26 protein-coding genes are annotated in these 26,833 nt (G+C 52.0%); 13 read left to right on the top strand and 13 right to left on the bottom strand.

Annotation, left to right across the window (positions count from 1 at the left end; genetic code table 11):
• The first annotated feature begins 95 nt into the window (after positions 1 to 95).
• Together On2M_RS12020 and On2M_RS12015 are read left to right on the top strand one after the other, a co-directional pair.
• Complete coding sequence (locus On2M_RS12020) at positions 96 to 1,307, top strand: multidrug effflux MFS transporter (protein ID WP_210904876.1); 1,212 nt, start codon at positions 96 to 98, stop codon at positions 1,305 to 1,307.
• Between the two features lie 164 nt (positions 1,308 to 1,471).
• On the top strand, positions 1,472 to 2,269 hold the full coding sequence (locus tag On2M_RS12015) for an SDR family oxidoreductase (RefSeq protein ID WP_210904875.1): 798 nt from the start codon (positions 1,472 to 1,474) through the stop codon (positions 2,267 to 2,269).
• A 12-nt stretch (positions 2,270 to 2,281) separates the two neighbouring features.
• Here On2M_RS12015 and On2M_RS12010 read toward each other — a convergent pair whose 3' ends face one another.
• On the bottom strand, positions 2,282 to 3,196 hold the full coding sequence (locus On2M_RS12010; protein ID WP_003836945.1) for a DMT family transporter: 915 nt from the start codon (positions 3,194 to 3,196) through the stop codon (positions 2,282 to 2,284).
• 102 nt (positions 3,197 to 3,298) lie between these two features.
• Here On2M_RS12010 and On2M_RS12005 point away from each other — a divergent pair, with 102 nt between their 5' ends.
• The gene (locus tag On2M_RS12005; RefSeq protein ID WP_210904874.1) at positions 3,299 to 4,213 is read left to right on the top strand and encodes a LysR family transcriptional regulator; all 915 of its coding nucleotides are present in this window, start codon (positions 3,299 to 3,301) and stop codon (positions 4,211 to 4,213) included.
• A gap of 5 nt (positions 4,214 to 4,218) precedes the next feature.
• On the opposite strand, the gene On2M_RS12000 is transcribed toward On2M_RS12005, so the two are convergent.
• Entirely contained in the window at positions 4,219 to 4,767 is a 549-nt protein-coding gene (locus tag On2M_RS12000) for a TetR/AcrR family transcriptional regulator (RefSeq protein ID WP_032936378.1), read from the bottom strand.
• An 85-nt stretch (positions 4,768 to 4,852) separates the two neighbouring features.
• Between On2M_RS12000 and On2M_RS11995 the strand changes: the two genes are divergently transcribed.
• The 3 genes from On2M_RS11995 to On2M_RS11985 all read left to right on the top strand — a co-directional run bounded on the left by On2M_RS11995 (position 4,853) and on the right by On2M_RS11985 (position 7,265).
• Positions 4,853 to 6,061, top strand: coding sequence for an MFS transporter (locus tag On2M_RS11995; RefSeq protein ID WP_210904873.1), 1,209 nt, complete (start codon positions 4,853 to 4,855; stop codon positions 6,059 to 6,061).
• On the top strand, positions 6,061 to 6,876 hold the full coding sequence (locus On2M_RS11990) for a Cof-type HAD-IIB family hydrolase (protein ID WP_151225006.1): 816 nt from the start codon (positions 6,061 to 6,063) through the stop codon (positions 6,874 to 6,876). Before On2M_RS11995 ends, On2M_RS11990 begins: the two co-directional genes overlap by 1 nt.
• A 107-nt stretch (positions 6,877 to 6,983) precedes the next feature.
• Positions 6,984 to 7,265, top strand: coding sequence for a hypothetical protein (locus On2M_RS11985; protein ID WP_210904872.1), 282 nt, complete (start codon positions 6,984 to 6,986; stop codon positions 7,263 to 7,265).
• 28 nt (positions 7,266 to 7,293) lie between these two features.
• On the opposite strand, the gene On2M_RS11980 is transcribed toward On2M_RS11985, so the two are convergent.
• Complete coding sequence (locus On2M_RS11980; RefSeq protein ID WP_210904871.1) at positions 7,294 to 8,526, bottom strand: MFS transporter; 1,233 nt, start codon at positions 8,524 to 8,526, stop codon at positions 7,294 to 7,296.
• A gap of 298 nt (positions 8,527 to 8,824) precedes the next feature.
• Here On2M_RS11980 and ybjG point away from each other — a divergent pair, with 298 nt between their 5' ends.
• Together ybjG and deoR are read left to right on the top strand one after the other, a co-directional pair.
• Positions 8,825 to 9,433: an undecaprenyl-diphosphate phosphatase gene (ybjG, locus tag On2M_RS11975; RefSeq protein WP_187253026.1), complete on the top strand. Its 609-nt coding sequence runs from the start codon at positions 8,825 to 8,827 to the stop codon at positions 9,431 to 9,433.
• A gap of 64 nt (positions 9,434 to 9,497) precedes the next feature.
• Positions 9,498 to 10,256, top strand: a complete 759-nt coding sequence (gene deoR / locus On2M_RS11970; RefSeq protein WP_151225005.1) for a DNA-binding transcriptional repressor DeoR — start codon at positions 9,498 to 9,500, stop codon at positions 10,254 to 10,256.
• A gap of 45 nt (positions 10,257 to 10,301) precedes the next feature.
• On the opposite strand, the gene dacC is transcribed toward deoR, so the two are convergent.
• Positions 10,302 to 11,504 (bottom strand): serine-type D-Ala-D-Ala carboxypeptidase, encoded by a 1,203-nt coding sequence (dacC, locus tag On2M_RS11965; protein WP_151219632.1) that lies wholly within the window; start codon positions 11,502 to 11,504, stop codon positions 10,302 to 10,304.
• Positions 11,505 to 11,833: 329 nt separating this feature from the next.
• Here dacC and On2M_RS11960 point away from each other — a divergent pair, with 329 nt between their 5' ends.
• The gene (locus On2M_RS11960) at positions 11,834 to 12,460 is read left to right on the top strand and encodes a glutathione S-transferase family protein (RefSeq protein ID WP_151219631.1); all 627 of its coding nucleotides are present in this window, start codon (positions 11,834 to 11,836) and stop codon (positions 12,458 to 12,460) included.
• Positions 12,461 to 12,465: 5 nt separating this feature from the next.
• Here the strand turns inward: On2M_RS11960 and On2M_RS11955 are convergent, their stop codons facing one another.
• On the bottom strand, positions 12,466 to 13,563 hold the full coding sequence (locus On2M_RS11955; protein WP_210904870.1) for a PQQ-dependent sugar dehydrogenase: 1,098 nt from the start codon (positions 13,561 to 13,563) through the stop codon (positions 12,466 to 12,468).
• A 102-nt stretch (positions 13,564 to 13,665) separates the two neighbouring features.
• Positions 13,666 to 14,049: a biofilm formation regulator BssR gene (gene bssR / locus On2M_RS11950; protein ID WP_151219629.1), complete on the bottom strand. Its 384-nt coding sequence runs from the start codon at positions 14,047 to 14,049 to the stop codon at positions 13,666 to 13,668.
• A 229-nt stretch (positions 14,050 to 14,278) separates the two neighbouring features.
• Between bssR and rimO the strand changes: the two genes are divergently transcribed.
• Positions 14,279 to 15,604 (top strand): 30S ribosomal protein S12 methylthiotransferase RimO, encoded by a 1,326-nt coding sequence (rimO, locus tag On2M_RS11945; protein ID WP_151219628.1) that lies wholly within the window; start codon positions 14,279 to 14,281, stop codon positions 15,602 to 15,604.
• Between the two features lie 91 nt (positions 15,605 to 15,695).
• On the opposite strand, the gene gsiD is transcribed toward rimO, so the two are convergent.
• The 6 genes from gsiD to On2M_RS11915 form a co-directional block, all read right to left on the bottom strand.
• Complete coding sequence (gene gsiD, locus On2M_RS11940) at positions 15,696 to 16,607, bottom strand: glutathione ABC transporter permease GsiD (protein WP_151219627.1); 912 nt, start codon at positions 16,605 to 16,607, stop codon at positions 15,696 to 15,698.
• Between the two features lie 2 nt (positions 16,608 to 16,609).
• On the bottom strand, positions 16,610 to 17,530 hold the full coding sequence (gene gsiC / locus On2M_RS11935) for a glutathione ABC transporter permease GsiC (RefSeq protein ID WP_151219626.1): 921 nt from the start codon (positions 17,528 to 17,530) through the stop codon (positions 16,610 to 16,612).
• Positions 17,531 to 17,576: 46 nt separating this feature from the next.
• Entirely contained in the window at positions 17,577 to 19,115 is a 1,539-nt protein-coding gene (gene gsiB / locus On2M_RS11930) for a glutathione ABC transporter substrate-binding protein GsiB (RefSeq protein ID WP_210904869.1), read from the bottom strand.
• A gap of 28 nt (positions 19,116 to 19,143) precedes the next feature.
• Complete coding sequence (gene gsiA, locus On2M_RS11925; RefSeq protein WP_210904868.1) at positions 19,144 to 21,015, bottom strand: glutathione ABC transporter ATP-binding protein GsiA; 1,872 nt, start codon at positions 21,013 to 21,015, stop codon at positions 19,144 to 19,146.
• Positions 21,002 to 21,967, bottom strand: a complete 966-nt coding sequence (iaaA, locus tag On2M_RS11920) for a beta-aspartyl-peptidase (protein WP_151224999.1) — start codon at positions 21,965 to 21,967, stop codon at positions 21,002 to 21,004. The genes gsiA and iaaA overlap by 14 nt, the downstream gene beginning before the upstream one ends.
• A gap of 191 nt (positions 21,968 to 22,158) precedes the next feature.
• Positions 22,159 to 22,947, bottom strand: a complete 789-nt coding sequence (locus tag On2M_RS11915) for an aminoglycoside adenylyltransferase family protein (RefSeq protein ID WP_151219622.1) — start codon at positions 22,945 to 22,947, stop codon at positions 22,159 to 22,161.
• A gap of 176 nt (positions 22,948 to 23,123) precedes the next feature.
• Here On2M_RS11915 and moeA point away from each other — a divergent pair, with 176 nt between their 5' ends.
• Both moeA and moeB read left to right on the top strand, forming a co-directional pair.
• Positions 23,124 to 24,359, top strand: coding sequence for a molybdopterin molybdotransferase MoeA (moeA, locus tag On2M_RS11910; RefSeq protein ID WP_210904867.1), 1,236 nt, complete (start codon positions 23,124 to 23,126; stop codon positions 24,357 to 24,359).
• Positions 24,359 to 25,108, top strand: a complete 750-nt coding sequence (gene moeB, locus On2M_RS11905) for a molybdopterin-synthase adenylyltransferase MoeB (RefSeq protein ID WP_210904866.1) — start codon at positions 24,359 to 24,361, stop codon at positions 25,106 to 25,108. The genes moeA and moeB overlap by 1 nt, the downstream gene beginning before the upstream one ends.
• A 27-nt stretch (positions 25,109 to 25,135) precedes the next feature.
• On the opposite strand, the gene fsa is transcribed toward moeB, so the two are convergent.
• Positions 25,136 to 25,798, bottom strand: a complete 663-nt coding sequence (gene fsa, locus On2M_RS11900; RefSeq protein WP_151219619.1) for a fructose-6-phosphate aldolase — start codon at positions 25,796 to 25,798, stop codon at positions 25,136 to 25,138.
• A 132-nt stretch (positions 25,799 to 25,930) separates the two neighbouring features.
• Between fsa and On2M_RS11895 the strand changes: the two genes are divergently transcribed.
• A complete protein-coding gene (locus tag On2M_RS11895) occupies positions 25,931 to 26,830 on the top strand; it encodes a glycyl-radical enzyme activating protein (RefSeq protein ID WP_151219618.1) in 900 nt (299 codons plus the stop codon).
• Positions 26,831 to 26,833 lie beyond the last annotated feature (3 nt).

Below are 26,833 nucleotides of genomic sequence, written 5' to 3'. Positions count from 1 at the left end.
AACTCTGTTTTATTGCCTACACGATAATTATCCACAACATCTCTATTTAAATAGTGAACTTTTTCATGCTTTTAATTTACTCATGGTGATAAGTAATGAAGCTGCAAACTGTTATTCATAGAAAGAACATAATTTACTTTACTGTCGGCCTGGCCATGTTGACGATAATGGGAATTCTGGGAGTGGACACTTATTTACCTTCAATTCCCGACATCGCAAAAGAATTTGAAAAAAATGTCTCAACCACGCAGTTGTCGATTATGGTTTATACCCTATGCATTGGTTTTGGACAGCTAATTTTTGGTCCATTATCTGATGCTATTGGCCGGCGAAAAATTATGCTTACAGGTGCGGTTATTTATGGCGTGACAACATATTGTCTCACGCTCTCAACCGGTCTGGTTATGTTTCTGGCGATCCGTGTCATACAAGGTCTTTCTATATCAATAACGCTGGTTACAGCAATCAGCGCAGTTCGAGATGTAACTCGTGGTTCAGTGGCCGCGACGCTGTATGCCATCATCATCACTATCGAAGGTGTCGTTCCCATTGCTTCGCCCCTGCTGGGAGGGGTAATTAATGACTTATGGGGATGGCGCGCAATTTTTTTAATGATATGTGGCTATGCTATTATAACGTTAATATACGTTTATTTTAACTTCCCTGAAACACTCAGCCATGAGAGAAGGGTTGCCTATTCATTAAAATCATCATTTAATACGTATAAAGAGATCAGCAAACAACCTCGATTTTATCTACCTTGTCTGTCTCTTGGTCTGTCATTTTCGCTGATTTATTGCTATGTCACAGCCTCCCCATTTATTTTTATGGTTACGTTTGGATACTCATCAACGCAATTTGGTGTGCTTTCATCAATTATTGGAGGCTTCCTACTGCTGGGGGCTGCATTATCAGGTAAACTTCTTAAGAAAAGGTCTGCGCCGCAAATTTTGAATTCGTGGCTGAAAATCATCGCCTCATTTATTGTACTGTGTATTCCATTAATAATACTTAGTTATCACGTCAATATTTTTATATTCTTCTTTATTATCCTGATGTTTGCTGGAGGGATGTTCGAATCACTCTATACCTACCTGACCATGTCCAGCCAGCGCACCAACCTGGGAGCGACCTCTGCGTTGATGGGAGCCGCCTCGCTGGTTATTCCGTCAGTCATCGGAGGTGTCGGTAGTTTTTTAATTGAGCTAAATACCAGCATCTGGATGATGTACTTGCTTTTGATAATTTTGATAATGATATACATGTTAAAGAAATATCAAACACTTACAGTCACTTATCGACGTTAAAATGAGCTGATAGACATTGCTGCTATAAGATCTATAGCAGCAATGTCCCCGACATAACCTGATTTTCATCGCTGAGTGAGGTTCCCCGGAAACGCTTTCTCAAATTTGCAGCATACCCGTTATGGCACATACTTTACTCGGTGCTAAATGGTGATGGGGTTGCTATGTTACTCTCAGGCAAAGTCGCAGTGATCTTCGGTGGCAGCGGCGCTATTGGTAGTGCAGTTGCGCATACTATGGCGCGCGAAGGGGCCCATGTGTATCTGGGCGCGCGCCGTCAGGAAAAGCTGGATTGGACCGCCAGTGGCATCCGAACGGCGGGTGGTACAGTCGAAACCTTTATCACCGATGTACTCGACGAGCACAACGCATCGAAGGAAGTTACCCGCCTTGTACAGCAAACCGGTGGAATAGATGTGGTGGTTAACGCAACGGGATTTATGCACGAACAGGGCAAGCGCATCGATGCATTATCCCTCTCTGAGTTTATGAGCGGTATCACCCCTTTTCTTGCGGCGCAGTTCAATATCGCAAAAGCCGTAACGCCGCACATGGGCGGCAATCGAGCAGGCGTTATTCTCACCATCGTTGCGCCCGCAGCCCCGATGGCGATGCCCGGGCATCTCGGCCATATCGTCGGCTGTGCAGGAACAGAGGCTTTTATTAAGGCGCTCGCCAGCGAGACGGGACCAATAAACATTCGTGTCGTCGGCGTGCGGTCGCATGCGATTGTGGATGCTGTAGCGACTGGCTCCTATACCGGAGAAATTTTCACCGCTAAAGCACAGTCAATGGGTTTAACCGTCGATCAATGGTTAGGGGGGGCGGCGCAAAGTACCATGCTCGCGCGCCTGCCTACGCTTGCACAAATCGCTGAGGTTACAACCTTTCTCGCTTCAGACCATGCCAGCGCCATGACCGCCACAGTGGTAAATATTACCGGGGGCGCCACCATAAGCTAATTTACCCGCTTTTCACGCCACGCGCTGCTGCGAGCCTTTTTTTGCACTCGGACGGGAACACAATGCTATACCGCACATAATAACCAACGCGCTCACCAGATGATATGAATGCAGAGTGACGTGCAAAAACATCACACTAAATAATCCGCCACTCAATGGGATCAAGTGTGAATAGATCTCTCCACGCGTTGCGCCAATGGCGCTAATCCCTTTGTTCCATAATAGATATGACAGCCACGAAGGAAAAATAACAAGATATGCCAGCCCAGTCACAAAGCCTGTATTGGCATAGCTATTCCATCCCGGCATACCATTGCGTATCAACTCCAAAGCCAGTACCGGAATAAGTACAATCGCACCTAACAGCGCGCTCACTGCGACAAAGGCGTTTCCCTTTACCTCACGCGGTTTAATGCGTAAAAAAGCACAATAGACGGCCCAACTTAACGCTGACCCCATGGTCCAGAAATCGCCCTGATTCAGATGCGCAAATACCCGCGCATTTATCATATCACCCTGCGACACCAGCCATATAACACCAACAGTACTCAGGATCACACCAGCTATATTTCGCGCAGAAATCCGCTCTTTAAAAAAGAACTTATTGATTAACAGTACGAGCGCCGGGGTGGTGGACATATAAATCGCGGCATTAAGCGAGGTTGTATATTGCAAGCCGATATACAACGTTAAGGGGAAAAGAACCTGACCACAAAGCGCAAGGAAGACGATAGTACCAAAGGATTTTTTCATCACCGGCCATTGCTCTGTGACCTGACGAAAATAGAGCGTCATCAATAATAACGCGGTAAATACCCAGCGTGCCGCTGATAAAACGATGGGATTAACTTCAGCGACCAAGAGATGACCAATCACATAATTCCCACCCCAAAAACAGGCAGCCAGACTGAGTAAAAGATAGGGCATATTTGCGCCTTATTGTCAGTTGTACGGTATGACCACAAGGCTACGGCGGCGTGAGAATGAATGCTAATATAACGTTTTTATCCATCTGCATAGATTAAAACTATGAAATTTACGCTAAGGCAACTTGAGTTTTACATCGCGCTTGCAGAAACATTACAAATTTCCAAAGCTGCTGCACGCTGTCATATTTCTCAGTCATCAATGACCATTGCCATGCGGAACCTGGAAGAAGCATTAGACGTGCAGCTATTTGTACGTTATCCCAAAGGTGTGAAGCTCACCGCTGAGGGCGAGCGCTTTCTGGCACATGCCTGCAACATCATCAACAGTAGCCACTCGGCTATTGGTGCCCTGCATGACAGGAGCGAAATTCTCACCGGCACGGTGCGCATAGGCATTGCTGAAACGCTCTCTGCCTATCTTATCCCGGATATACTCAACGATATTGAACGACGTTTCCCTTTGCTGGAGATCGTGTTTTATGAAGCTACTGCACCGGAACTGGTACAGGCGCTACGGGAACAAAAGGTCGATTTTTGCCTGCTTCTGACCTCAAATATCAACCATGATAACGACCTGGAGATCGAAACATTTATTCGTTCACAGCGCCGCCTGTGGACGTCTATTGGGCATCCGCTACAGAGCCAGGCATCGATCCGTTTAATAGACGTCGAGAAACTACCATTTTTACTACTGGAAACCGATAAGTACCCTGACGTAATCATCGATTACTGGCAGCAGCGTGGCTATACGCCCAATATCAGTTTTCGCAGCAACTCTTTTGAAGCAATAAGAAGTCTGGTTGCAAAAGGCAGAGGGATAACCATTTTATCCGACCTGGTGTATCGCCCGTGGTCACTGGATGGTCTGCGCGTCATGCACAGAACGATTGATGATTTTATTACTTATATGGATGTCGGGACGGTAAAAATAGCCGCCCGACCGTTGACGCCAGAGGCGGTAAAAGTCATTGATTTTTTACGTCAGGCCGTTACCCGCCTCGACAAACCATTTTGAGGATTTTATCTTTGCGGCAATTCGGCAATACGCTCCACCATCATCAGAATATCTTCTCGCTGCAGCGGTTTTTTATCCGTGACAAAATGCAGCGTCATTCCTTCAATAAACGCATCCAGCGCCCGCGCCGTAACCGGATCAAACCACTGCTCTAACGTTTGTTGGCTGCGTAGCATCCAGTTCTGCATCACCGTTTTCAACGCTGGATTACGGCTGGCGAAAGCATACAGCTGATACATAAGCTCCATATTATCAGGCGTTGTGACCTGGGAGCCGTAAATCATATCGGTAATCGCATGGCAGGCCGCCTGCGCATCAGCAACGTCGGCAAAAAAATCCTGGTACTGCTGAGACATAGTATGCGTAAAACAGCTGAATGCCTCCAACAGCAGATCATCTATTCCCGCAAAATAATAGGTCATTGAGCCCAGTGGCACCTCGGCAATCATAGCGATTTTACGGTGTGTAACCCCATGAATACCATGGATTACTATCGCCTTAAGGGTGGCCTGAACTATTTTTTCCCGCCGCTGCGGATCGTTTGCACGTCGCACTGCATTTCCTCTTCTTGCATTTGTGTACAAATGTACACAACCTTGCTAATGTTGTCTTCTTTCCTCTTTTCTTTGGCTCGAATTCATGACTGGCATCTCATCACGCAAAGCCTTAAGACGTCGCACCTGGGCGCTGTTCACGTTCTTCTTTTTACCAGGATTATTAATGGCCTCCTGGGCAACGCGTACCCCTGCCATCAGAGATATTCTCTCCATCTCTACCGCCGAAATGGGCGCGGTGCTGTTTGGACTCTCTATTGGTTCGATGAGTGGCATTCTTTGTTCGGCCTGGCTGGTGAAACGATTTGGCACGCGCAAAGTGATCCGCACTACCATGTCATGTGCGGTCATTGGAATGGCTATCCTCAGCGTGGCGCTCTGGCTGCATTCCGCCTGGCTTTTCGCATTTGGTCTGGCCGTGTTTGGCGCCAGTTTTGGCGCAGCAGAAGTGGCCATCAACGTCGAAGGTGCGGCGGTTGAACGCGAAATGAATAAAACCGTGCTGCCGATGATGCATGGTTTTTACAGCCTGGGAACGCTGGCGGGCGCAGGAGTCGGGATGATGCTTACCGCCTTCAGCGTCCCGGCAACCGCGCATATTCTGCTGGCGGCGCTGGTAGCTATCACTCCTATCTTTATCGCCATCAAAGCGATTCCTGACGGCACGGGTAAAAATGCCGCTGATGGTTCTCCCTCCGGTGAAAAAGGACTGCCTTTTTATCGCGATATCCAGTTATTGCTGATTGGCGTCGTGGTGCTCGCAATGGCATTTGCTGAAGGTTCCGCCAACGACTGGCTTCCACTGCTGATGGTGGACGGACACGGGTTTAGCCCGACATCAGGCTCGCTTATTTATGCCGGATTTACGCTGGGCATGACGGTTGGCCGATTTACCGGCGGCTGGTTCATCGACCGTTACAGCCGCGTCACGGTGGTACGCGCCAGTGCGCTAATGGGCGCACTCGGGATTAGCCTGATTATTTTTGTCGACAGTACATGGGTGGCCGGAGTTTCCGTTATTCTGTGGGGGCTCGGCGCGTCGCTCGGCTTCCCACTGACCATTTCGGCTGCCAGCGACACTGGCCCTGATGCGCCAACCCGCGTCAGCGTTGTCGCAACCACCGGCTATCTGGCGTTCCTGGTTGGACCGCCGCTGCTGGGATACCTTGGTGAACACTACGGCCTGCGCAGCGCTATGTTGGTGGTGCTGACGCTGGTGCTTGTTGCCGCCATCGTCGCAAAAGCGGTGGCGAAACCCGATCTCAAAAATACCACTGTGATGGAGAACAGCTAATGGCTATTAAGTTAATTGCGGTCGACATGGACGGCACATTTTTAAGCGATCAAAAAACCTATAATCGTGAACGGTTTATGGCGCAATACCGCCAGATGAAAGAACAAGGCATCCGCTTTGTGGTCGCCAGCGGCAACCAGTATTACCAGCTCATCTCCTTTTTCCCCGAGCTGGCCAGTGAAATCTCCTTTGTTGCCGAAAACGGCGGTTGGGTGGTCAGTGAAGGGGAAGATGTCTTTAACGGCGAACTGGCAAAAGACGATTTTCAGGCCATCGTGGAACATCTGCTGACACGTACGGACATTGATATTATCGCCTGCGGTAAAAGCAGCGCTTATACGCTGAAGCAGTACAGCGATGAACATAAGGCTGTTTCCGCCATGTACTATCATCGTCTTGAATTTGTCGATAACTTCGACAACATCAACGATGTATTCTTCAAATTTGGCCTGAATATCTCCGACGATCGCATTCCACAGGTGCAGGCAGATCTTCATGAGGCGATTGGCGATATTATGGTTCCGGTACATACCGGCTACGGCAGCATCGATTTAATTATTCCCGGCGTGCATAAAGCAAACGGTCTGCGTCTGCTGCAACAACGCTGGAATATTACCGACGATGAGGTTGTCGTGTTTGGCGATGGCGGAAATGATATCGAGATGCTGCGCCAGGCAGGGTTTAGTTTTGCAATGGCGAACGCCCATGAACCGGTTATCCAGGCGGCGAAATATCGCGCGGGATCGAACAACGAAGAGGGCGTCCTGGATATTATCGACCGCGTGTTAAACAATGAAGCACCATTTACGCATTAACACCTCAGCACAGACGGCAACAAAATGATGGCATGATCTATTCATAATCCGCCTCAAGTTAACCCGCTGGATTATTACTTCCAGTGAATATTTCAGGCGAGCGGATTATGAAAAAAAGTGTACTGTTAGCAACATTGTTGCTGGGTTTTGCGGGAACAGCATTCGCGCAAAGCGTTACCGTTGATGTACCAAGCGGTTATAAAGTGGTGGTCGTGCCCTCTTCCGTCAGCGTGCCGCAGGCGGTCAGCGTGGCTACCACGCCACAAACGGTGTATGTCGCCCCGCCACCTGCCCCGGTGCCTGTTTATCGCGCACATCCTTATGCGCGACATGTTGCCAGCGTCGGTGAAGGTATGGTTATCGAACATCAGATTGACGATCACCACTAAGTTTCTGCCAGGCCCGGACAACCGGGCTTTAGCCTTCCCGGGAATCCCCTACCCATTTATCTTTCAGGAAGATAACCATCAGAATCAGCCATAGCACGCCGCTTGCCAGATTGAACAGGCTGAACAAGCCGTTGCCTCCCAACAGATAAGCGTGTTTACTTAGTTCAATACCGACGGTAAAAATCAGCATCTGCAGCATGCCCATGGCGGCAGAAACTGTTCCTTTACTCATTTCACTGGCAAACAACGTCAGACGGACCAGCCCCGCATTCGCCACGCCAATACCAAACGCATAGATGCTCAAACCCGCCGTCATCCAAAGATATGCATGGGATGACACCACCGTGGCCGCAGCGGCAATAATCAGCCCGACAGCGATTGGCCAGCCACCCATAATAATCAGCGAACGCACCGTTTTTCGCGAGGTCAAACGAGCCAGCACCAGGTTACCGGCAATCAGCGCACCAAAAATCGGCACCTGCAACAGACCATATTCGTAACTGCTGAGGTGTTCACCGCTAATGATAATAATTGGGGATTGCGCAATCCAGGCCAATAACGGCAGACTGACAAAACCCAGTGCCAGCGCACCTGCAACAAAACGTACGTTTCTGAGCACCAGTTTATAATCTTTACCCAGCTCTTTAATGGACAGCTTTTCGCCCATCCGGGTTGCTGTTTCCGGCATCGCACGTTGCAAACCAAAAAAGGAGATGGCCGCAAGAGCTGCAAACAAGATAAACATGCCTTCCCACGGCAGAACATGCACCCAGGCTGCGCCAACTAATGGTCCCAGCAGCGGTGCAATTAGCGCCACGTTTGCCATCAGCGCGGTAATTTTTATGCAGACCGCTTCTTCAAACGACTCCTGTATGGCGGCGTAGCCCACTGCGCCAATGAAGCACAGGCTTATCCCTTGTAAAAAACGCAGGAAAGTAAACTGTTCAATATTCTGCGCAAGCAGGGTCGCAAGGCAGGTCACAATGAACCAGAGCACGCCGGTTAGCATCACCGGACGACGCCCAACACGATCCGATAGCGGTCCTAACAGCCACTGTAAAAACATGCCGCCAGCCAGATAGGCGGTCATGGATGTGGGTACCCAATCTAATCCTGCATTGTATTGCTCCACCACCGCCAACATTCCAGGCTGGATCATATCGTTGCCGATATAAGTAGAGAATTCGTAAAGCACCAGACAGAGAGGGAAAAGTAATGCCTGACGCCCCAAACGGGCGCCTGAAGATAAACGGTTCTGCATGCAGTCTCTTAGCTATAGAAAAATCGCGCAAAGTGTAATAAATGCGCCGTACTGGTGATAGTGAATTATGTGTTTTGAAAGCAAAATGCGCACATTTTTACATTCATTTGCTCAAGAAGATTTTGCTTTAAGGTTAATTTAAGTTGTGGTCGCTATCATGCTCAATAAGTCTCATTAATTGTCTCAAAAATAGTCATTTAGCAGACAAATAAGACAAGACCGCTTTTTATCCCGTGAAAGCAATTTTATGCTCTCGCTCCCATGGGCCTTTTTAACCATTACGCTGAGTCTGGACGTTATGCTGGAAAATCTGAACAACTCACTTTTTTATCTCATCAATGCCACGCCGGACTCTGCACAATGGATGATATCGCTTGCCATTTTCATTGCCAAAGATCTGATTAACATCGTACCGCTGTTAGCCGTTGTGCTCTGGCTTTGGGGGCCTCGCGCCCAGGTTACCCTCCAGCGTCAGTTGGTCATAAAAATGGCGATTGCGCTGGCGGTCGGCCTGACTATTTCCTGGCTGATGGGACATCTGTTCCCTCACGATCGCCCGTTTGTAAACCACATCGGTTACAACTTCCTGCATCATGCGGCAGATGACTCTTTCCCGAGCGATCATGGTACGGTTATCTTTACTTTTGCACTGGCTTTCCTGTTCTGGCATCGCCTGTGGACGGGCGCTCTACTGATGGTCGTTGCCGTGGCGATTGCCTGGTCGCGAGTTTACCTTGGCGTACACTGGCCGCTGGATATGCTGGGAGGCTTACTTGCCGGACTGATCGGTTGCCTGAGCGCCCAGATGATCTGGCAACGGTTTGGCGAAACCCTGTACCTCGGCTTGCAGAATTGCTATCGCATCTGTTTCGCGTTACCTATCCGTAAAGGCTGGGTGCGTGACTAACCCACGGTAAAAAGAGTAGTATTAAGCGCGGCACTGAGCACTTATTCTACTCTCCAGGGGAACTATGGAAACTCGACGCGACGAGCGTATTGGTCAATTACTGCAGGCGCTGAAACGCAGCGATAAACTACATCTAAAAGAAGCCGCGACGCTGCTGGGCGTATCTGAGATGACCATTCGTCGCGATCTGAATAATAACGACGCTCCCGTCGTACTACTCGGGGGCTATATTGTTCTGGAACCCCGCAGCGCAAATCACTATTTAATCAGCGATCAAAAATCCCGGCTGGTTGATGAAAAACGCCGCGCCGCTCAGTTGGCCGCAAGCCTCGTGCAGGCGCACCAGACCCTCTTTTTCGACTGTGGTACCACCACGCCGTGGATCATTGAAGCTATCGACAATGAATTGCCTTTTACCGCAATCTGCTACTCGCTAAATACATTTCTGGTGCTGCAGGAAAAGCCGCAGTGCCGCGTCATTCTGTGTGGTGGCGAATTCCATGCCAGCAATGCCATTTTTAAACCGCTTGATTTCCAGGAAACGCTAAATAACCTGTGTCCGGATATCGCTTTTTATTCCGCTGCGGGCGTTCACATTGAGAAAGGCGCGACCTGTTTTAACCTGGAAGAGCTGCCGGTGAAACATTGGGCGATGTCGATGGCGCAGCATCACGTTCTGGTGGTCGATCACAGTAAGTTTGGTAAGGTGCGTCCGGCGAGGATGGGTGAGGTAAAACGTTTCGATACCATCATCAGCGACAGCCGCCCTGATGATGACTTTGTTGAGTACGCTAAAGCGCAACGTATAAAGCTGATGTATTAAAAGATAATGCCGGATGGCGATAGCGTCATCCGGCAATCGGTGTGATTAAGAGAACCAGCCGCCAAACCACTGGTGGAATTTCATCATCACAAAATCCCACATACGGCTAAAGAAACCGCCCTCTTGCACATCTTCCATCACCATCAACGGGCGCTGCTCGATAGATTTCCCGTTCAACTGGAAGTCGATAGTCCCCACAACCTGGCCTTTCTTCAGCGGCGCAGTTAACTGGGGTTCGGTCAGGGTAAAGCTGGCCTTCAGGTTTTTGAGCTGACCACGCGGGATGGTCACTGAACCACCTTCCCCTGCGCCCAAATTCACTTCGCTCTTGTCACCAAACCAGACGCGCTGAGTCACGAAAGTGGCATCCGGCTTAATCGGCGTGACGGTTTCAAAGAAGCGGAAACCCCAGGTCAGCAGCTTTTCTGACTCATTAAATCGGATGCGGTCAGTTTTCGCCCCCAACACCACGGAGATCAGGCGCATATCGCCTTGAGTCGCGGAAGCGACCAGGTTGTACCCCGCCCCGGCCGTAGTACCCGTTTTCATACCGTCCACATTCAGGTTGGTGCTCCACAACAGACGGTTACGGTTCGGCTGGCGGATTTTATTAAAGGTGAATTCTTTCTCTTTGTGGATAGCATATTCTTCCGGTACATCGTGGATTAACGCCTTCCCGAGCAGCGCCATATCACGTGCGGTACTGAATTGTCCTGCCGCATCCAGGCCATGCACCGTCTGGAAAGTGGTGTTGGTCAGCCCCAGTTTTTTCGCGTAGCCGTTCATCAGACCGATGAACGATTCCTGACTGCCGGCAACATAATCAGCCAGTGCGATACAGGCATCGTTACCAGACTGAATGATAACGCCTTTGTTTAGATCGGACACCGCAACCTGATCGCCGGGTTTGAGGAACATGACCGAAGAACCGCGCAGCGCCGGATTACCGGTCGCCCAGGCGTCTTTACCCACAGTGACCATATCGTTGAGGTTAATTTTCCCAGCCTTCAGCGCCTGACCGACTACATAGCTGGTCATGATTTTGGTCAGACTGGCAGGATCCAGTTTCTCATCAGCATTACCTTCCGCCAGTACCTTACCGCTGGCGTAATCCATCAGGATCCAGGCTCGCGCATCCACGCTCGGTGGGGCCGTTGGTTGCTCCGCCGCCTGTACGGTCGGTGCCAAAAGGATTAAGAGTGCAGAACCTGCAGCCAGGCTGCGAAGTGAAGAGAAGTATTGCGTCATAAATGCCACCCGAGTATCCATTCCAAAAAAACCACGTCATACACACCGTGTTTACACAAAACCGACCAAGCGACCTCGGCCAACCCATGCAGAAAAGGACTGATGGATGACGTGTAACAATAAGTGCGGTGAGTAATAACGCACTAACGAGCTTAAAGAAACCGTAAGTTGGTAAAGTTTTTAAAGTTTATGCAATATCGCCGCGCTGCGCTGCCTCTGGCACGATTTTTTTAGACTTTGTTGCGTAAATATTAGGTTTACCCCACCATGTGAGCGAGCCAGACGACATTTGCAGCCATAAAGCTGCTCAATTTATTTGCGGGGTTACTATGATTACATTGTGGGGTCGCAATAACTCGACCAACGTAAAAAAAGTATTGTGGACGCTCGAAGAACTGGAACTGCCGTATAACCAAATTCTGGCGGGTGGACAGCATGGTGGTAACCACGATGCCGACTATCTGGCTCTGAACCCAAACGGACTAGTCCCGCTGCTACGCGATGATGAAACCGATGTTGTATTGTGGGAATCCAATACCATTGTTCGCTATCTGGCGGCTCAGTATGGACAAAATCGTTTGTGGATTGACGCCCCGGCCACGCGCGCCGTCGGTGAAAAATGGATGGACTGGGCGAACCAGACGCTGAGTCCTGCGCATCGGGTTATCTTATTTGGTCTGGTCAGAACGCCGGCGGAGAAACGCGACATGGCGGCCATTGAGGCCGGAGCGAAGGTATGCGATAACCTGTTTGCCATACTGGACAACGCGCTGGCGGACCAGCCATGGTTCTCCGGAGCTGAATTTGGCACTGCCGATATCGCCGTTGCGCCGTTCATCTATAATCTGTACAACGTTGGCCTGAGCTGGACCCCGCGCCCGCATCTGGAACGCTGGTATCAACAACTGACCGAGCGCCCGGCGTTTCAAAAAATCGTGATGATCCCGGTCAGCTAACTCAATCAGGGACTCACTTTTAGTAATTCCCCGTCGGACTCGTCGGTTAACACGTACAAATAACCGTCTGGTCCGACGCGCACATCACGGATCCTTTGCCCCCTTTCCTGCAACAGACGCTCCTCTTCGGCGACGGTATTCCCTTTAACGCTCAGTACGATCACCGCTTTCTCTTTCAACGCACCGACGAACAACTTCTGCCGCCATTGCGGGAAAGTATCGCTATTATAAAAAGCCATTCCGCTGACCGCAGGTGACTTTTCCCAGTAAAAGATAGGTTGCTCCGTACCCGCAACAATTTGGCCTTTTGCTTCAGGAATTTTAAGCCCACTGTAGTTAACGCCCCAGGTCGCGAGCGGCCAGCCGTAGTTTTTCCCTTTCTCCGGGATATTGATTTCATCGCCTCCGCGTGGACCATGCTCATTGAGCCACAACACATCACTCCACGGATTCATCGCCATCCCCTGCGGGTTGCGGATGCCATACGACCAAATCTCTGCCCGCGCTCCCGCCATATTCACAAACGGATTATCCGGTGGAATTTTGCCCTCATCGGTCAGCCGTACGACCTTGCCCTGCAGCTTATCCAAATCCTGAGCAGTTGAACGTTGGTTATTCTCACCGAGGCCAATAAACAGATAGCCGTTGCCATCAAACACCATACGTCCACCAAAATGGTTTCCGGTAGAGAGCTTTGGCTGTTGGCGAAAAACGGTCTGAAACCCTTGCAGATGTTTGAGATCGTCGCTCAGTCTTGCGAAACCTACCGCCGTGCCGGCTTTACCTTCACTATCGGCTTCCGCGAAGCTTAGCCACACCCGGCGGGATTGGGTAAAATCCGGGGCCAACGCCACATCAAGCAGTCCCCCCTGCCCCTCCGCCCAGACTTTGGGGACACCAGTCAGCGGGTCGGAAAGCCCCTTCCCAGACTGCCAGAGTCGAAGCTGACCGCCTTTAAGCGTAATGAGCATACCGCGATTATCGGGTAAAAAAGCCAGCGACCACGGGTGATCGAGTTTGGTTTGCAGCACTTCCACTTTTACCGCGGCGGCATAAGAGGAAAACAGCGCAAGTGGAATAGCACAGAGCAAGAATCGACGCATAACACCTCCTTAATGGCTCTGCATAAAGCGTAGCCAGCAAGGGGAATTATCCCGTCATATTTACATAATCTTAACGAAAAGGGGGAGCGCCCTCCCCCTGATTCAGACGAGTTCCAGCGTTGGGTAAGATTCTAAACTCTGGATACTCAGCGTCAGCGTTGTCAGGCAGTTTTCCAGTTTCTCTGCGTTAACGGCGATAAACGTTGGACAATCGTGATGTCCACTCATCAGACAAACAGCAGCGGCGGCTAACGCCCCTTCAGCACGATGAAGGGCATTCCACTCTTCCTGATCAAGATGCATACCGTGAAGCTGTGATTGCTCGTGCAATTCGCGATTCAGTGCAAAAAAATTATCACGCAGACGATCGCTCTCGCTGACTGACATGTAGCCTTTCGCTTTTCTCAACAGCAGATAAGCGGCAAGTTCGATACGGGCATTTATCAATTTGTTGAGAAGATCGGTTCTCAGTCTGTCAACAACCATACTTTGTTCCTCCTCTTTCCAACTATGGTGCAACTTAATAGTATGGTTAATTTTTGAACAAAGTCGTGTCCAGGATCAATCCATCACTTAAAATTAACATAATTTACAAATAATCTTTAATTCCAGGCCGGGCAGGCCGCTGATGGAATGAGATTGCGATACAATTTTTGTTCAGAACTCTGTAGAATCCCTGCCCTGAATATTCCAATAACTGAACACTTTTTACGCTATGAGCAATGTAACCCACCAGCCGAAAATCGGCTTTGTCTCCCTCGGCTGCCCGAAAAACCTTGTCGATTCTGAGCGCATCCTGACCGAACTTCGTACCGAAGGCTATGATGTCGTGCCAAGCTACGACGACGCGGATATGGTCATCGTTAACACCTGCGGCTTTATCGACAGCGCAGTCCAGGAGTCTCTGGAAGCGATTGGCGAAGCGCTGAACGAAAACGGCAAGGTGATCGTCACCGGCTGTCTGGGCGCAAAAGTCGATCAGATCCGTGAAGTCCACCCGAAGGTGCTGGAAATCACCGGGCCGCATAGCTACGAGCAGGTTCTGGAGCACGTACACCATTACGTGCCCAAACCAAAGCATAATCCGTTCCTGAGCCTGGTTCCTGAACAGGGCGTCAAGCTAACACCGCGCCATTATGCCTATCTGAAGATATCTGAAGGCTGTAACCACCGCTGCACCTTCTGCATTATTCCGTCGATGCGTGGCGATCTGGTGAGTCGTCCGATTGGCGATGTTCTCAGCGAAGCTAAACGTCTGGTCGATGCGGGCGTTAAAGAAATTTTAGTGATTTCTCAGGATACCTCCGCTTACGGTGTGGATGTGAAGCATCGTACCGGTTTCCATAACGGCGAGCCGGTCAAAACCAGCATGGTTGATCTTTGCGAGCAGTTATCAAAACTGGGGATCTGGACGCGTCTGCATTATGTTTACCCGTACCCACACGTTGATGATGTGATCCCACTGATGGCGCAAGGGAAAATCCTGCCGTATCTGGACATCCCGCTGCAGCATGCCAGCCCGCGTATTCTCAAGCTGATGAAACGCCCAGGCTCCGTGGACAGACAGCTGGCGCGCATCAAACAGTGGCGTGAAATCTGTCCTGAGCTGACGTTGCGTTCAACCTTTATTGTCGGCTTCCCGGGCGAAACGGAAGAGGACTTCCAGATGCTGCTCGACTTCCTGAAGGAAGCGCGTCTGGACCGCGTGGGCTGCTTTAAATACAGTCCGGTAGAGGGTGCAGGAGCCAATGAGCTGCCGGATCAAGTCCCGGAAGAGGTGAAAGAAGAACGCTGGAACCGCTTTATGCAGTTGCAACAGCAGATCTCTGCTGAGCGTTTGCAGGAGAAAGTGGGCCGCGAAATTCTGGTCATCGTGGACGAAGTTGACGAAGAAGGCGCGATTGGTCGCAGCATGGCTGATGCCCCGGAAATCGACGGCGCGGTATACCTGAATGGCGAAACAAGGGTGAAGCCTGGCGATATCGTTCGCGTGAAAGTCGAAAACGCAGATGAATACGATCTGTGGGGTTCACGCGTTTAATAAGCGTAACTCAACCGTAGGCCGGATAAGGCGTTACGCCGCATCCGGCAACGCCTGATGACGACGCTAGCGCGTCTTATCAGGCCTGAATTTATCCTTTTATCTTCGGGTCCAGCGCGTCGCGAAGGCCATCGCCCAACAAATTAAACGCCAGCACCGTCAGAAATATCGCCACCGCCGGAAAAATCGCCACGTGCGGCGCGATCACCATATCCGCCCGTGCTTCATTGAGCATAGCCCCCCACTCCGGGGTCGGCGGCTGTGCGCCCAATCCCAGAAATGACAGGCTTGCGGCAGAAATAATCGACGTGCCGATTCGCATGGTAAAAAAGACCACGATCGATGAAACCGTCCCCGGCAAGATATGGTTAAAAATGATGGTCGCATCGCTGGCACCAATACTGCGCGCAGATTCAATAAACGTCTGCTGCTTCAGCACCAGCGTATTTCCGCGCACCAGGCGCGCGAAGGCAGGAATGGAGAAAATGGCCACGGCAATAATCACGTTCGCAATGCCGCTGCCCAGCACGGCGACCACGGCTATCGCCAGCAGAATGCCGGGAAAGGCGAACAGCACATCGCAGATACGCATAATCAGCCGATCCCACCAGCCCTCGTAGTATCCCGCCAGCAGACCCAGCACCGTGCCAATCGCCGCGCCAATAAATACGGCAAAGACCCCCGCCGCCAGCGAGATTTGCGCGCCAACCAGCACGCGGCTAAAAATATCCCGCCCCAGCGAGTCAACGCCAAACCAATGCAGCATTGAGGGGCCATCATTTAATCGGTCATAATCGAAGTAGTTCTCGGCATCGAATGGCGTCAACCAGCGAGCAAAAACCGCCACCGCGATCAGGACCAGGACAAATACACCCGCAATCATCGCCATGCGCTGACGGCGAAAACGACGCCAGAACTCATGCCACGGCGTGCGTATCTGCTCTGGCTTAACAAGAGGCATTGCATTTAAAATCGCCTGTCGGCGCCAGTTAAAAAATCGCATCCTTACTTGTACCTGATAGCCGGATTAATGGCGGCGTAAAGCACATCCACCACTAAGTTAATAAGAATAAACTCCAGAGAAAACAACAACACCTCGGCCTGAATCACCGGGTAGTCACGCATTTCGACTGAGTCCACCAACAGTCGCCCAAGACCAGGCCAGTTGAACACCTTCTCAACCACAATAGAACCGCCAAGCAAAAAGCCAAACTGTAGCCCCATCATGGTGACCACTGGGATCATCGCATTACGCAAACCATGTTTTAATACTACCCATGTTTCACTCACCCCTTTGGCCCGCGCGGTACGCATATAGTCTTCACCGAGCACATCGACGAACGATGCGCGAGTAAACCGGGCTAACACCGCGGCCACCGCCGCACCCAGCGTAATTGACGGAAGGATATAGTGCAGCCAGGTGTCAGCGCCAACGGTTGGCAACCACCCAAGCTCAACGGAGAATATCTGCATGAGCAGCATACCGAGCGCAAAAGCCGGAAAAGAGATCCCGGTGACCGCCAGCGTCATACTCAATCTGTCCGGCCAGCGATTGCGCCATACCGCAGCGATAATCCCTGCCGTCATGCCAAATAACACCGCCCACGCCATACTGGCAATGGTCAGCCATAGCGACGGCATAAAACGACTGGCTATCTCTTCTGCAACCGGGCGACGAGAAACCATCGAGATCCCGAAGTCACCTTGCAACACGTTGGTCATGTAATGCCAGAACTGAATATGCAGCGGCTGGTCCAGACCCAACTGCGTACGCACCAGTTCGATCACCTCGGCGTCGGCTTCCGGTCCGGCAATCAACCGGGCCGGATCGCCGGGTAGCAGGTGAACAAATAAAAACACCAGCACCGCAACAATCAACAGCGTTGGAATCAACCCCAGCAGGCGCTTGAAAACATAGTTAAGCATCACGCTCCCTTTGCCGGCCCCTGGTTTGCGGGGCCGAATGAATCGCTTATTTTAAATCCGCATCATCAAAGCTAAATCCGGTATCCGGCATGATCCAGAACCCGGTCAGTCTGGTGCTGTGCGCCGAAATCAGTTTTTCTACAACCAGCGGGATCCACGGCGACTCTTTCCAGATGATATCCTGCGCATCCTTGTACAGCTTCGCTTTCTGCGCCGGATCGTTGGTTTTCAATGCCGCCGCTAAATCACTGTCCACCTGTTTATTGCTGTAGAACGCCGTATTAAACAGCGTTGGCGGCCAGTTTTGTGATGCAAACAGCGGTGACAGCGCCCAGTCCGCTTCCCCGGTAGAGGCAGACCAGCCGGTGTAGAACATCCGCACCCCGCTCTCTTTCTGCGCTTTACCCTCGACTTCCGCGGCGCGCTGACCAGCATCCATCGCCGTCACCTGTGCCTTAATACCCACCTGCGCCAGCTGCTGCTGGGTAAATTGCAGCACTTTCTGCGCGGTACTGTGGTTATGCGAAGACCACAGCGTGGTAGTAAAACCGTTCGGATAACCCGCTTCTTTCAGCAGCTCGCGCGCTTTCGCCGGATCGTATGGCCATGGCGTATAACTTTGCGCGTAAGCTATCGATGGCGGAAGAACGCCCGTTGCCGGCGTCGCGTGACCGGCAAACGCCACTTTCACCAGCGCCTGACGATTGATGGCATAATTCAGCGCCTCACGCACCTTCGGGTTATCGAACGGTTTTTGCGTGACGTTCATGCTGATATAACGCTGCATGATAGACGGACTCGCCACCAGTTCCAGGTTTTTGTTCTTCGCCAGTAACGCCGCCTGCTCGTAAGGGATCGGGAAGGCAAACTGGGCTTCCCCGGTCTGTAGCATGGCCGCGCGCGTGTTGTTGTCGGTCACCGGACGCCAGGTAATCGTGTCCAGCTTTGGCAGCCCTTGCTGCCAGTAACCCGCGAACTTCTTAACCCTCACAAAATCCGTCTGATTCCAGGTATCAAGTTGATATGGCCCGGTGCCGACAGGGTGGAAACCAATCTCCTTGCCATATTTCTCCAACGCGGCGGGAGAAATCATCGCCGTTGCCGGGTGCGCCAGGATATTGATAAATGCAGAGAACGGCTGCTTCAGCGTAATCTTCACCGTTGACGGATCGACAACCTCGGTTTTATCGATATTCTTATACAGGTTGTAGCGTTTCAGACGATTCTCCGGATTGCTGGCCCGGTCGAGGTTAGCTTTAACTGCCTCGGCGTTGAAGTCGGTGCCATCCTGAAATTTCACGCCCTGACGCAGCTTAAGAGTGTAAGTCAGGCCATCATCAGAAACCGTATAGCTCTCCGCCAGCACATTTTTCAGCTTCATCTCTTTATCAAGGCCAAACAGTCCCTGATAAAACGACTTCGCTACTGCCTGCGACAACGTGTCGTTCGCGTCATAGGGGTCGAGCGTGGTGAAATTGGATCCTACCGCCACCACTACGTCTTTGGCGGCCCAGCCAGGCGATGCGGCCAGCGCAGAGGCCACTCCCACAGCAACCAGCCATTTCCGAGCAACAATTTTTGTCATGTTATTCTCCTTAAACCCTGCCTGCCTGTTATAAACGCGAAAGCGCATTGTCTGGCTGCCCGCGCGCAACATAATGCCCCGGGCCCACTAACTGGAGTGAAACGGGGGAAATATCTTCACCGCGTTTGCGAATATTGCTGGGGATATCATCCGACAACAGCACACGCTGCGGTCGGTGATGCGATGGATCGGCGACCGGGACTGCCGCCATCAGTTTGCGGGTGTACGGGTGCTGCGGATTTTCAAACACCGCGCGTCGGGGGCCAATCTCAACGATTTGTCCAAGATACATCACCGCCACACGATGACTAATGCGCTCCACCACCGCCATGTCGTGGGAAATAAACAGGTACGCGATCCCCATTTCCCGCTGCAGGTCGAGCAACAGGTTGATAATTTGCCCACGAATTGAGACATCCAGCGCCGAGACGGACTCATCGGCAATAATCACTTTGGGATTGAGCGCCAGCGCCCGGGCAATGCAGATACGCTGACGCTGACCACCGGAAAACTCGTGCGGATAGCGCCAGGCATGCTCAGGGAGCAATCCTACGCGTTCCAGCAGCCATGCAACCCGTTTTGCCGCCGCATCACCTTGCAGTAATCCATGGACCCGTAGCGGCTCTAAAATGGAATATCCCACCGTCTGACGTGGATCGAGTGAAGCATACGGGTCCTGAAAAATAAACTGAATATCCCGACGCAACGGCTGTAATTTACTGGCGGCCAGAGTATCAATACGCTGTCCATTAAAAATGATTTCTCCGCGCTGAGACTCGACAAGGCGCAGCAGCGCGCGCCCGGTGGTGGATTTCCCACATCCCGACTCGCCCACCAACGAGAGCGTTTCTCCGGGCCACAGGTCAAAGCTGACGTTTTCTACCGCATGCACCTCGCGAGTGACCCGATTAAAAATGCCGCTACGCAGAGGAAATCGCGTCACCAGGTTACGTACCTGTAGAATTGGCTCGCCTTCAACCACGGTATCCTGTTCAGTCTGGGGCTCTATATGACTGGGATCGTGTAACGAAATGAGCGGAAACCGGCGCGGATAGGCTTGTCCGCTCATCGCCCCAAGCTGCGGCACGGCTGCCAGCAGTGCTTTGGTGTAAGGATGTTGGGGAGCATGAAAAATCTGCTCTACGCTGCCGGTTTCTACCGCCTCGCCCTGATACATCACCAGCACACGGTCGGCAATATCCGCCACCACGCCCATGTCATGGGTAATAAAAATCACCCCCATCGACATATCCTGCTGCAACACTTTTATCAGTTGCAGGATCTGCGCCTGAATCGTCACGTCCAGCGCGGTGGTAGGTTCATCGGCAATCAAAACCGCAGGGCGGCACGACAGCGCCATGGCGATCATCACCCGCTGACGCATGCCGCCGGAAAGCTGGTGCGGATAGCGCGACAAAATCGCCTTCGCCTCAGGGATACGCACCTGGTCGAGCATCCGTTTAGCTTCCACCATCGCCTCTTCGTGGCTGGCTCCCTGATGCAAGCGGATTGACTCGGCAATTTGCTCACCCACGGTAAATACCGGATTGAGCGATGTCATGGGCTCCTGGAAGATCATGGCAATATCCGCGCCCCGTACGTGACGCATCTGCGATGCGCTCTGTTCACCCAGCTCAATAACCTGTCGATTACGGCGTCGAAGAAGCATTTCATCGCAGCTCACCTCACCGCCTGACTGTTCAATCAGACGCATCAGCGACAAGGCCGTGACCGACTTTCCTGAACCAGACTCGCCCACTATCGCCAGCGTTTCGCCACGCTTCAGGCGAAACGACAGATTGCGCACCGCGCTAATGCGCTGCTGCTCCTGTTCAAAGGCAATATTCAGGTTGCTGACGGACAGCACATCACTGGCATCAAGCTCATCACTGTGTGGCAACGGTATCTCCTTTTTCCCGATAAATACCGGTGGTGGGCGTATCGCCTGCGTATCCCCAGGCGCGGTACATGCCTTCGCTGTTAAACGGCAAAGCAACATTGCCCTCATGATCGATGGCAATTAAACCGCCGCTACCACCGAGTGCCGGTAATTTTTCCATCACTACGCGCTCACACGCCTCTGATAAACTCAAACCGCCATAATCCATCAACGCCGCAATGTCATAGGCCGCCAGCGCACGAATAAAAACTTCACCGGTTCCGGTGCAGGAGACAGCCACACTTGCGTTATTGGCATAACAGCCTGCGCCGACCAGCGGACTATCACCCACCCGCCCCGGTAATTTGTTGGTCATCCCGCCGGTCGAAGTTGCCGCCGCCAGATTGCCAAACATATCCAGCGCAACCGCACCCACGGTACCCATTTTGTTGTTTTCATCCAGCGGAGTCGCGCTGTGATCCAGCACCGTATCCCCCACCGCTTGCGCTGCCAGCAGCTGTGCGTAGCGTTCTGGCGTCGAGAAAATATCCGCCGAAACACGCGCCATACCCTGCGCAATGGCAAAATTTTCTGCCCCTTCACCAATCATCATGACGTGGGGGCTGCGTTCCATCACCAGGCGCGCTGCGAGAATCGGGTTTCGCAAATGGCTTACCCCGGCGACGGCACCAGCGTTCAGCGTATTACCGTCCATCACGCAGGCGTCCAGCTCATGGGTTTCATCACGGGTATACACCGCGCCAATTCCGGCGTTAAACAACGGACACTCTTCCAGCAAACGTACGGCTTCGGTAACCACATCCAGTGCGCTACGACCGTCTTCAAGCATCCGCTGGCCGGTTTCAACGATATCCGACAGCGCCTGTATATAACGCAACTCTTGCTCCTGGCTCAGCTGCGCGCGGGTGATAGCCCCTGCGCCGCCGTGAATTGCAATGACTGCTTTACCCATTTTATTCGTCCATAAGGTGGCTCGTTCCGGGGTTATAAATATCAGAATTTCTGTAGCATATTGATTCGATTTTTGAATATAGAAAGATGCAGACGTCATGTAAAGGTAAAGGCCCGCCCCGCACACCCCATCGCATCAGGTCATGCAGCGGTGTTCAACAGAAAGAAGATTCCTCGACGTTATTGAATAAATTAATTCAAGCGATCGGTAATCTGTTTTTTTGCATAAAACACAAAGCGTTCAACAGACGGCATACACGCAGCCCAGTTCTGTTTGGTTAACCCCAGGTATTCCGCACGCGCAGCTTGCAGCGTACCAGCGTGCTCAACGGGTAATTGCGGTATGAGCCAGGACGCAGCCTCATCTTTAGCGACAATATTGCCCGTAACCACGCTATACCAGATGCGTGCCAGAGCAAGGATGATATTACGCTCGTCCCCTATTAAATCGTCCGGTGTCTGCCACATCTCAAGAATATGTCGGAATGTTTGCACGACATCGGTAAAAGGAATTACGTTGAATAACGTCTCAGCGGGTTCGCCGAATAACGGTATGCTGGCGCGCCGGGCCTGGGCCAGCAGAATAGAAAGATCGGGATCTTCCTGCGCCGGTTCAAACACGCCAGCGCAGATATCATCACGCAACCATTCGCCAAACTGCATCTCCCTCGCAGGTGGGAATCGCCAGGGTACAACCTGCGAGTAGAGAATGATGGTGACTTCCAGCGCGCGATATTGCTCTGAGGTGCCGGGAGGTGCAGAGATGTTCAACAAATCCTGCATCACTTTTTTTCTTTGCCAGGCATCCATTGGTTTACGTAAGGTGACCAACAAATCTATATCGCTTTGGGGTTTTAAGCCGCCTTCAACAGCAGAACCATACAAATGAATGGCGACAAGATTGCCTTCGAAAATCTGGCGGATGAGCGTACTGGCGGCATCCACCTGTCGTCGAATTGCGTTCGGGATAATATTAGTCATCTAGCCCCCAGGGGAAAAAGAGCGGAAATAGTGAGTCTATACTGCATTTTTTCTGTCACGCTACTTCTGGCATAAAACCTGGAGCATATCTGATCCTAAGTCTGAGGTGGCATACTGTCCGCGTCCATTTTCTGACATAATAAGCGGATTCGATTTTGCCTCGCAGGAGTCTTCTCATGGAATTTACCGCCGGACTGATGCCGCTTGAAACGGCTCTCTCTCAGATGCTTTCGCGTATCACCCCGCTCACCGCCGTCGAAACGCTACCACTGGTTGAATGCTTTGGCCGCATTCTGGCCACCGACATCGTCTCCCCGATTGATGTCCCGGGATTCGATAACTCGGCAATGGATGGCTATGCGGTGCGATTAGCCGATTTACACACTGAGCAGCCTCTTGCGGTAGCGGGTAATGCCTTTGCTGGTCAGCCTTTCCATGGCGAATGGTCTGCGGGAACCTGCATCCGCATTATGACCGGTGCCCCGGTTCCTGCCGGTTGCGAAGCAGTAGTGATGCAGGAACAAACGGAACAAACGGACGACGGTGTGCGCTTTACCGCCAAAGTCCGCAGTGGGCAAAATATACGTCTGCGCGGTGAAGATATTGCAAACGGCGCGGTGGTGTTTCCCGCCGGGACTCGCCTGACAACTGCCGAGCTTCCTGTGCTGGCTTCGCTCGGTATTGCCGATGCCCCCGTTGTGCGCAAAGTCCGCGTGGCGCTGTTTTCCACCGGCGATGAACTGCAATTGCCTGGTCAGCCGCTGGAGGACGGACAGATTTATGACACTAACCGTCTGACCGTTCACCTTATGCTGCAGCAGTTAGGCTGCGAGGTGATCAACTTAGGAATTATTCGCGACGATCCCAACGCGTTGCGCGCCGCTTTTATCGAAGCCGACAGCCAGGCTGACGTCGTTATCAGCTCCGGTGGTGTTTCAGTTGGCGAAGCGGATTACACCAAAACTATTCTGGAAGAGCTGGGAGAAATCGCCTTCTGGAAGCTGGCCATCAAACCGGGCAAACCGTTCGCCTTTGGCAAACTGAGCAATAGCTGGTTTTGCGGCCTGCCGGGTAACCCGGTGTCTGCGGCCCTCACCTTTTATCAACTGGTCCAACCGCTACTGGCAAAACTCAGCGGTAACACCGCCTGTGGACTGCCTCCACGCCAGCGCGTGCGCACCGCATCACGCCTGAAGAAAACGCCTGGCCGTCTGGATTTTCAGCGCGGTGTATTGCAGCGCAATGCAGAAGGTGAACTGGAAGTCACCACCACCGGACATCAGGGCTCACATATTTTTAGCTCCTTTAGCATGGGCAACTGTTTTATCGTGCTGGAACGCGATCGTGGTAACGTCGAAGCCGGAGAATGGGTTGAGGTCGAGCCGTTTAACGCACTGTTTGGAGGCCTGTAATGGCAGAACTCAGCGACCAGGAGATGATGCGCTATAACCGGCAAATCATTCTGCGCGGCTTCGATTTCGAAGGTCAGGAAGCGCTCAAGGAGGCGCGGGTACTGGTCGTTGGTCTGGGCGGACTGGGATGCGCGGCAACTCAGTATCTTGCGGGCGCAGGCGTCGGAAATTTAACCCTGCTCGACTTTGACACGGTCTCCGTGTCAAATCTCCAACGTCAGACGCTGCACAGCGATGCAACCGTTGGACAGCCGAAAGTGCTATCCGCCCGCGACGCCCTGGCGCGGATTAACCCCTATGTCGCCACTACGCCAGTGAATGCGCTACTGGACGATAGTGAGATTCACAGACTTATCGCCGAACACGATTTGGTGCTGGACTGTACGGATAACGTCAGCATTCGTAATCAGCTGAATGCCGGATGCTATGTCGCGAAGATTCCGCTGGTTTCTGGTGCGGCAATCCGCATGGAAGGACAAATTACCGTCTTTACGTATCAGGAAGGCGAGCCCTGCTACCGTTGTCTGAGCCGCCTGTTCGGTGAAAACGCCCTGACCTGCGTAGAGGCCGGCGTAATGGCTCCCCTGATCGGGGTAATCGGATCGTTACAGGCGATGGAAGCCATTAAGCTGCTGGCAAACTACGGTAAACCGGCATCTGGAAAAATCGTCATGTACGACGCCATGACCTGCCAGTTTCGTGAAATGAAACTGATGCGTAATCCAGGGTGTGAGGTCTGCGGGCAATAATGCCGGGAGGAGTCCCGGCACTCTGGCTTAAATAGAAGTACGGCCAAATGCGCTCTGCCAGTCATGCTCGAACTTGGCTACGGCAGCATCAACAGCCGGAGAGCTTATCATCTGTTGAGCGACATCCAACGGCAGCGTGATGGACTCGCAGCCCACCAGCAGGCAATCCAGCGCCTGACGCGGCGTTTTGAAACTGGCGGCCAGCACTTTGGCGTGTGGGGCATGCATTTTCAATAAGGCCTGCAGATCGGTCACCGTTTGAATGCCATCTCCCCCCTGAGCATCCACGCGGTTAACGTATGGCGCGACATATTCCGCCCCCGCAAGCGCAGCTAAAAGCCCCTGAGCAGCACCGTAAACCGCAGTACCCAGCGTCGGGATACCTTCTTCTTTCAGCAACTTAATCGCCGTCAGACCTTCTGCCGTAACCGGCACTTTCACGACGATATCCGCGATGATTGCCCGCAGTTTACGCGCATCGCTGACCATCCCTTCGGCGGTGGTCGCCATTACCTGAGCAAACAGACGTCCTTGCCCGCCCATTGCGTCCTGCAGTTGCGGCAGTAACACATCCAGCGTTTGCTTACCTGCCGCCACAATGCTTGGGTTAGTGGTCACCCCTGCCAGCGGAAAAACACGCGCCAGCGTTTTAACTGCGGCAACGTCAGACGTATCTAAATAGAGTTCCATAACCTTTCCTCAAACGAATAATTAGCATGAATAAAAGGTAGCACGGCGAAACCTCACGGTTAGTTGACGCACGTCAATATAACTTTCATTCGAAAGTAATTTAATCTTTATATGAAAGAAAAGAGGCCGCTTATGATTTTTAATATCCAGCGCTATTCCACTCATGATGGTCCCGGTATCCGCACCGTGGTGTTTTTTAAGGGATGTTCCCTGGGCTGTCGGTGGTGTCAGAATCCGGAAAGTCGCGCCCGGACGCAGGATCTGCTTTATGACGCACGTCTGTGCCTCGATGGTTGCGATCTTTGTGCTAAGGCAGCACCGGCAGTGATTGAGCGGGCGCTGAGCGGGTTGCTGATTCATCGCGAAAAACTGACCGATAATGCTCTGACGGCGCTGACCCACTGCTGCCCTACCCAGGCGCTGACCGTCTGTGGAGAGGTAAAAAGCGTGGATGACATCATGGCGACCGTATTACGTGATAAACCGTTTTACGATCGCAGCGGTGGGGGGCTCACTCTTTCCGGTGGCGAACCGTTTATGCAGCCAGAGCTGGCGGCTAAATTATTCCAGGCCAGCCACGAGGCGGGCATTCATACTGCGGTAGAGACTTGTCTGCATGTTCCATGGAAGTATATCGAACCTTCGTTACCTTACGTTGATCTGTTCCTGGCCGATTTAAAACATGTCGCCGATGCGCCGTTTAAACAGTGGACTGATGGCAGCGCCTCTCGCGTGCTGGAAAACCTGAAAAAACTGGCCGCCGCCGGTAAAAAAATAATTATCCGCGTCCCGCTGATTCAGGGATTCAATGCTGACGAAGCGGCTATTCAGGCCATTACCGATTTTGCCGCCGACGAACTCCACGTCGGAGAGATCCATTTTTTGCCCTACCACACGCTGGGCATCAACAAATACCACTTACTCAATCAACCCTACAATGCCCCGGATAAACCGCTTGATGCGCCTGCGCTGCTCGAATTTGCCCAGCAGTACGCCAGCCTTAAAGGTTTAACCGCGACCCTACGAGGATAATCG

It is taken from the genome of Citrobacter sp. On2M (genome assembly GCF_018035235.1).
GTDB lineage: Bacteria > Pseudomonadota > Gammaproteobacteria > Enterobacterales > Enterobacteriaceae > Citrobacter > Citrobacter meridianamericanus.
Note: the sequence above shows the minus strand (reverse complement) of the source record. Positions and strands in the feature narration are given on the sequence as shown.

Coding starts and splice junctions, on each gene's coding strand:
- On2M_RS12020 (WP_210904876.1), top strand. CDS start 96: ATGAAGCTGCAAACTGTTATTCATAGAAAGAACATAATTTACTTTACT.
- On2M_RS12015 (WP_210904875.1), top strand. CDS start 1,472: ATGTTACTCTCAGGCAAAGTCGCAGTGATCTTCGGTGGCAGCGGCGCT.
- On2M_RS12010 (WP_003836945.1), bottom strand. CDS start 3,196: ATGCCCTATCTTTTACTCAGTCTGGCTGCCTGTTTTTGGGGTGGGAAT.
- On2M_RS12005 (WP_210904874.1), top strand. CDS start 3,299: ATGAAATTTACGCTAAGGCAACTTGAGTTTTACATCGCGCTTGCAGAA.
- On2M_RS11995 (WP_210904873.1), top strand. CDS start 4,853: ATGACTGGCATCTCATCACGCAAAGCCTTAAGACGTCGCACCTGGGCG.
- On2M_RS11990 (WP_151225006.1), top strand. CDS start 6,061: ATGGCTATTAAGTTAATTGCGGTCGACATGGACGGCACATTTTTAAGC.
- On2M_RS11985 (WP_210904872.1), top strand. CDS start 6,984: ATGAAAAAAAGTGTACTGTTAGCAACATTGTTGCTGGGTTTTGCGGGA.
- On2M_RS11980 (WP_210904871.1), bottom strand. CDS start 8,526: ATGCAGAACCGTTTATCTTCAGGCGCCCGTTTGGGGCGTCAGGCATTA.
- ybjG (WP_187253026.1), top strand. CDS start 8,825: ATGCTGGAAAATCTGAACAACTCACTTTTTTATCTCATCAATGCCACG.
- deoR (WP_151225005.1), top strand. CDS start 9,498: ATGGAAACTCGACGCGACGAGCGTATTGGTCAATTACTGCAGGCGCTG.
- dacC (WP_151219632.1), bottom strand. CDS start 11,504: ATGACGCAATACTTCTCTTCACTTCGCAGCCTGGCTGCAGGTTCTGCA.
- On2M_RS11960 (WP_151219631.1), top strand. CDS start 11,834: ATGATTACATTGTGGGGTCGCAATAACTCGACCAACGTAAAAAAAGTA.
- On2M_RS11955 (WP_210904870.1), bottom strand. CDS start 13,563: ATGCGTCGATTCTTGCTCTGTGCTATTCCACTTGCGCTGTTTTCCTCT.
- bssR (WP_151219629.1), bottom strand. CDS start 14,049: ATGGTTGTTGACAGACTGAGAACCGATCTTCTCAACAAATTGATAAAT.
- rimO (WP_151219628.1), top strand. CDS start 14,279: ATGAGCAATGTAACCCACCAGCCGAAAATCGGCTTTGTCTCCCTCGGC.
- gsiD (WP_151219627.1), bottom strand. CDS start 16,607: ATGCGATTTTTTAACTGGCGCCGACAGGCGATTTTAAATGCAATGCCT.
- gsiC (WP_151219626.1), bottom strand. CDS start 17,530: ATGCTTAACTATGTTTTCAAGCGCCTGCTGGGGTTGATTCCAACGCTG.
- gsiB (WP_210904869.1), bottom strand. CDS start 19,115: ATGACAAAAATTGTTGCTCGGAAATGGCTGGTTGCTGTGGGAGTGGCC.
- iaaA (WP_151224999.1), bottom strand. CDS start 21,967: ATGGGTAAAGCAGTCATTGCAATTCACGGCGGCGCAGGGGCTATCACC.
- On2M_RS11915 (WP_151219622.1), bottom strand. CDS start 22,947: ATGACTAATATTATCCCGAACGCAATTCGACGACAGGTGGATGCCGCC.
- moeA (WP_210904867.1), top strand. CDS start 23,124: ATGGAATTTACCGCCGGACTGATGCCGCTTGAAACGGCTCTCTCTCAG.
- moeB (WP_210904866.1), top strand. CDS start 24,359: ATGGCAGAACTCAGCGACCAGGAGATGATGCGCTATAACCGGCAAATC.
- fsa (WP_151219619.1), bottom strand. CDS start 25,798: ATGGAACTCTATTTAGATACGTCTGACGTTGCCGCAGTTAAAACGCTG.
- On2M_RS11895 (WP_151219618.1), top strand. CDS start 25,931: ATGATTTTTAATATCCAGCGCTATTCCACTCATGATGGTCCCGGTATC.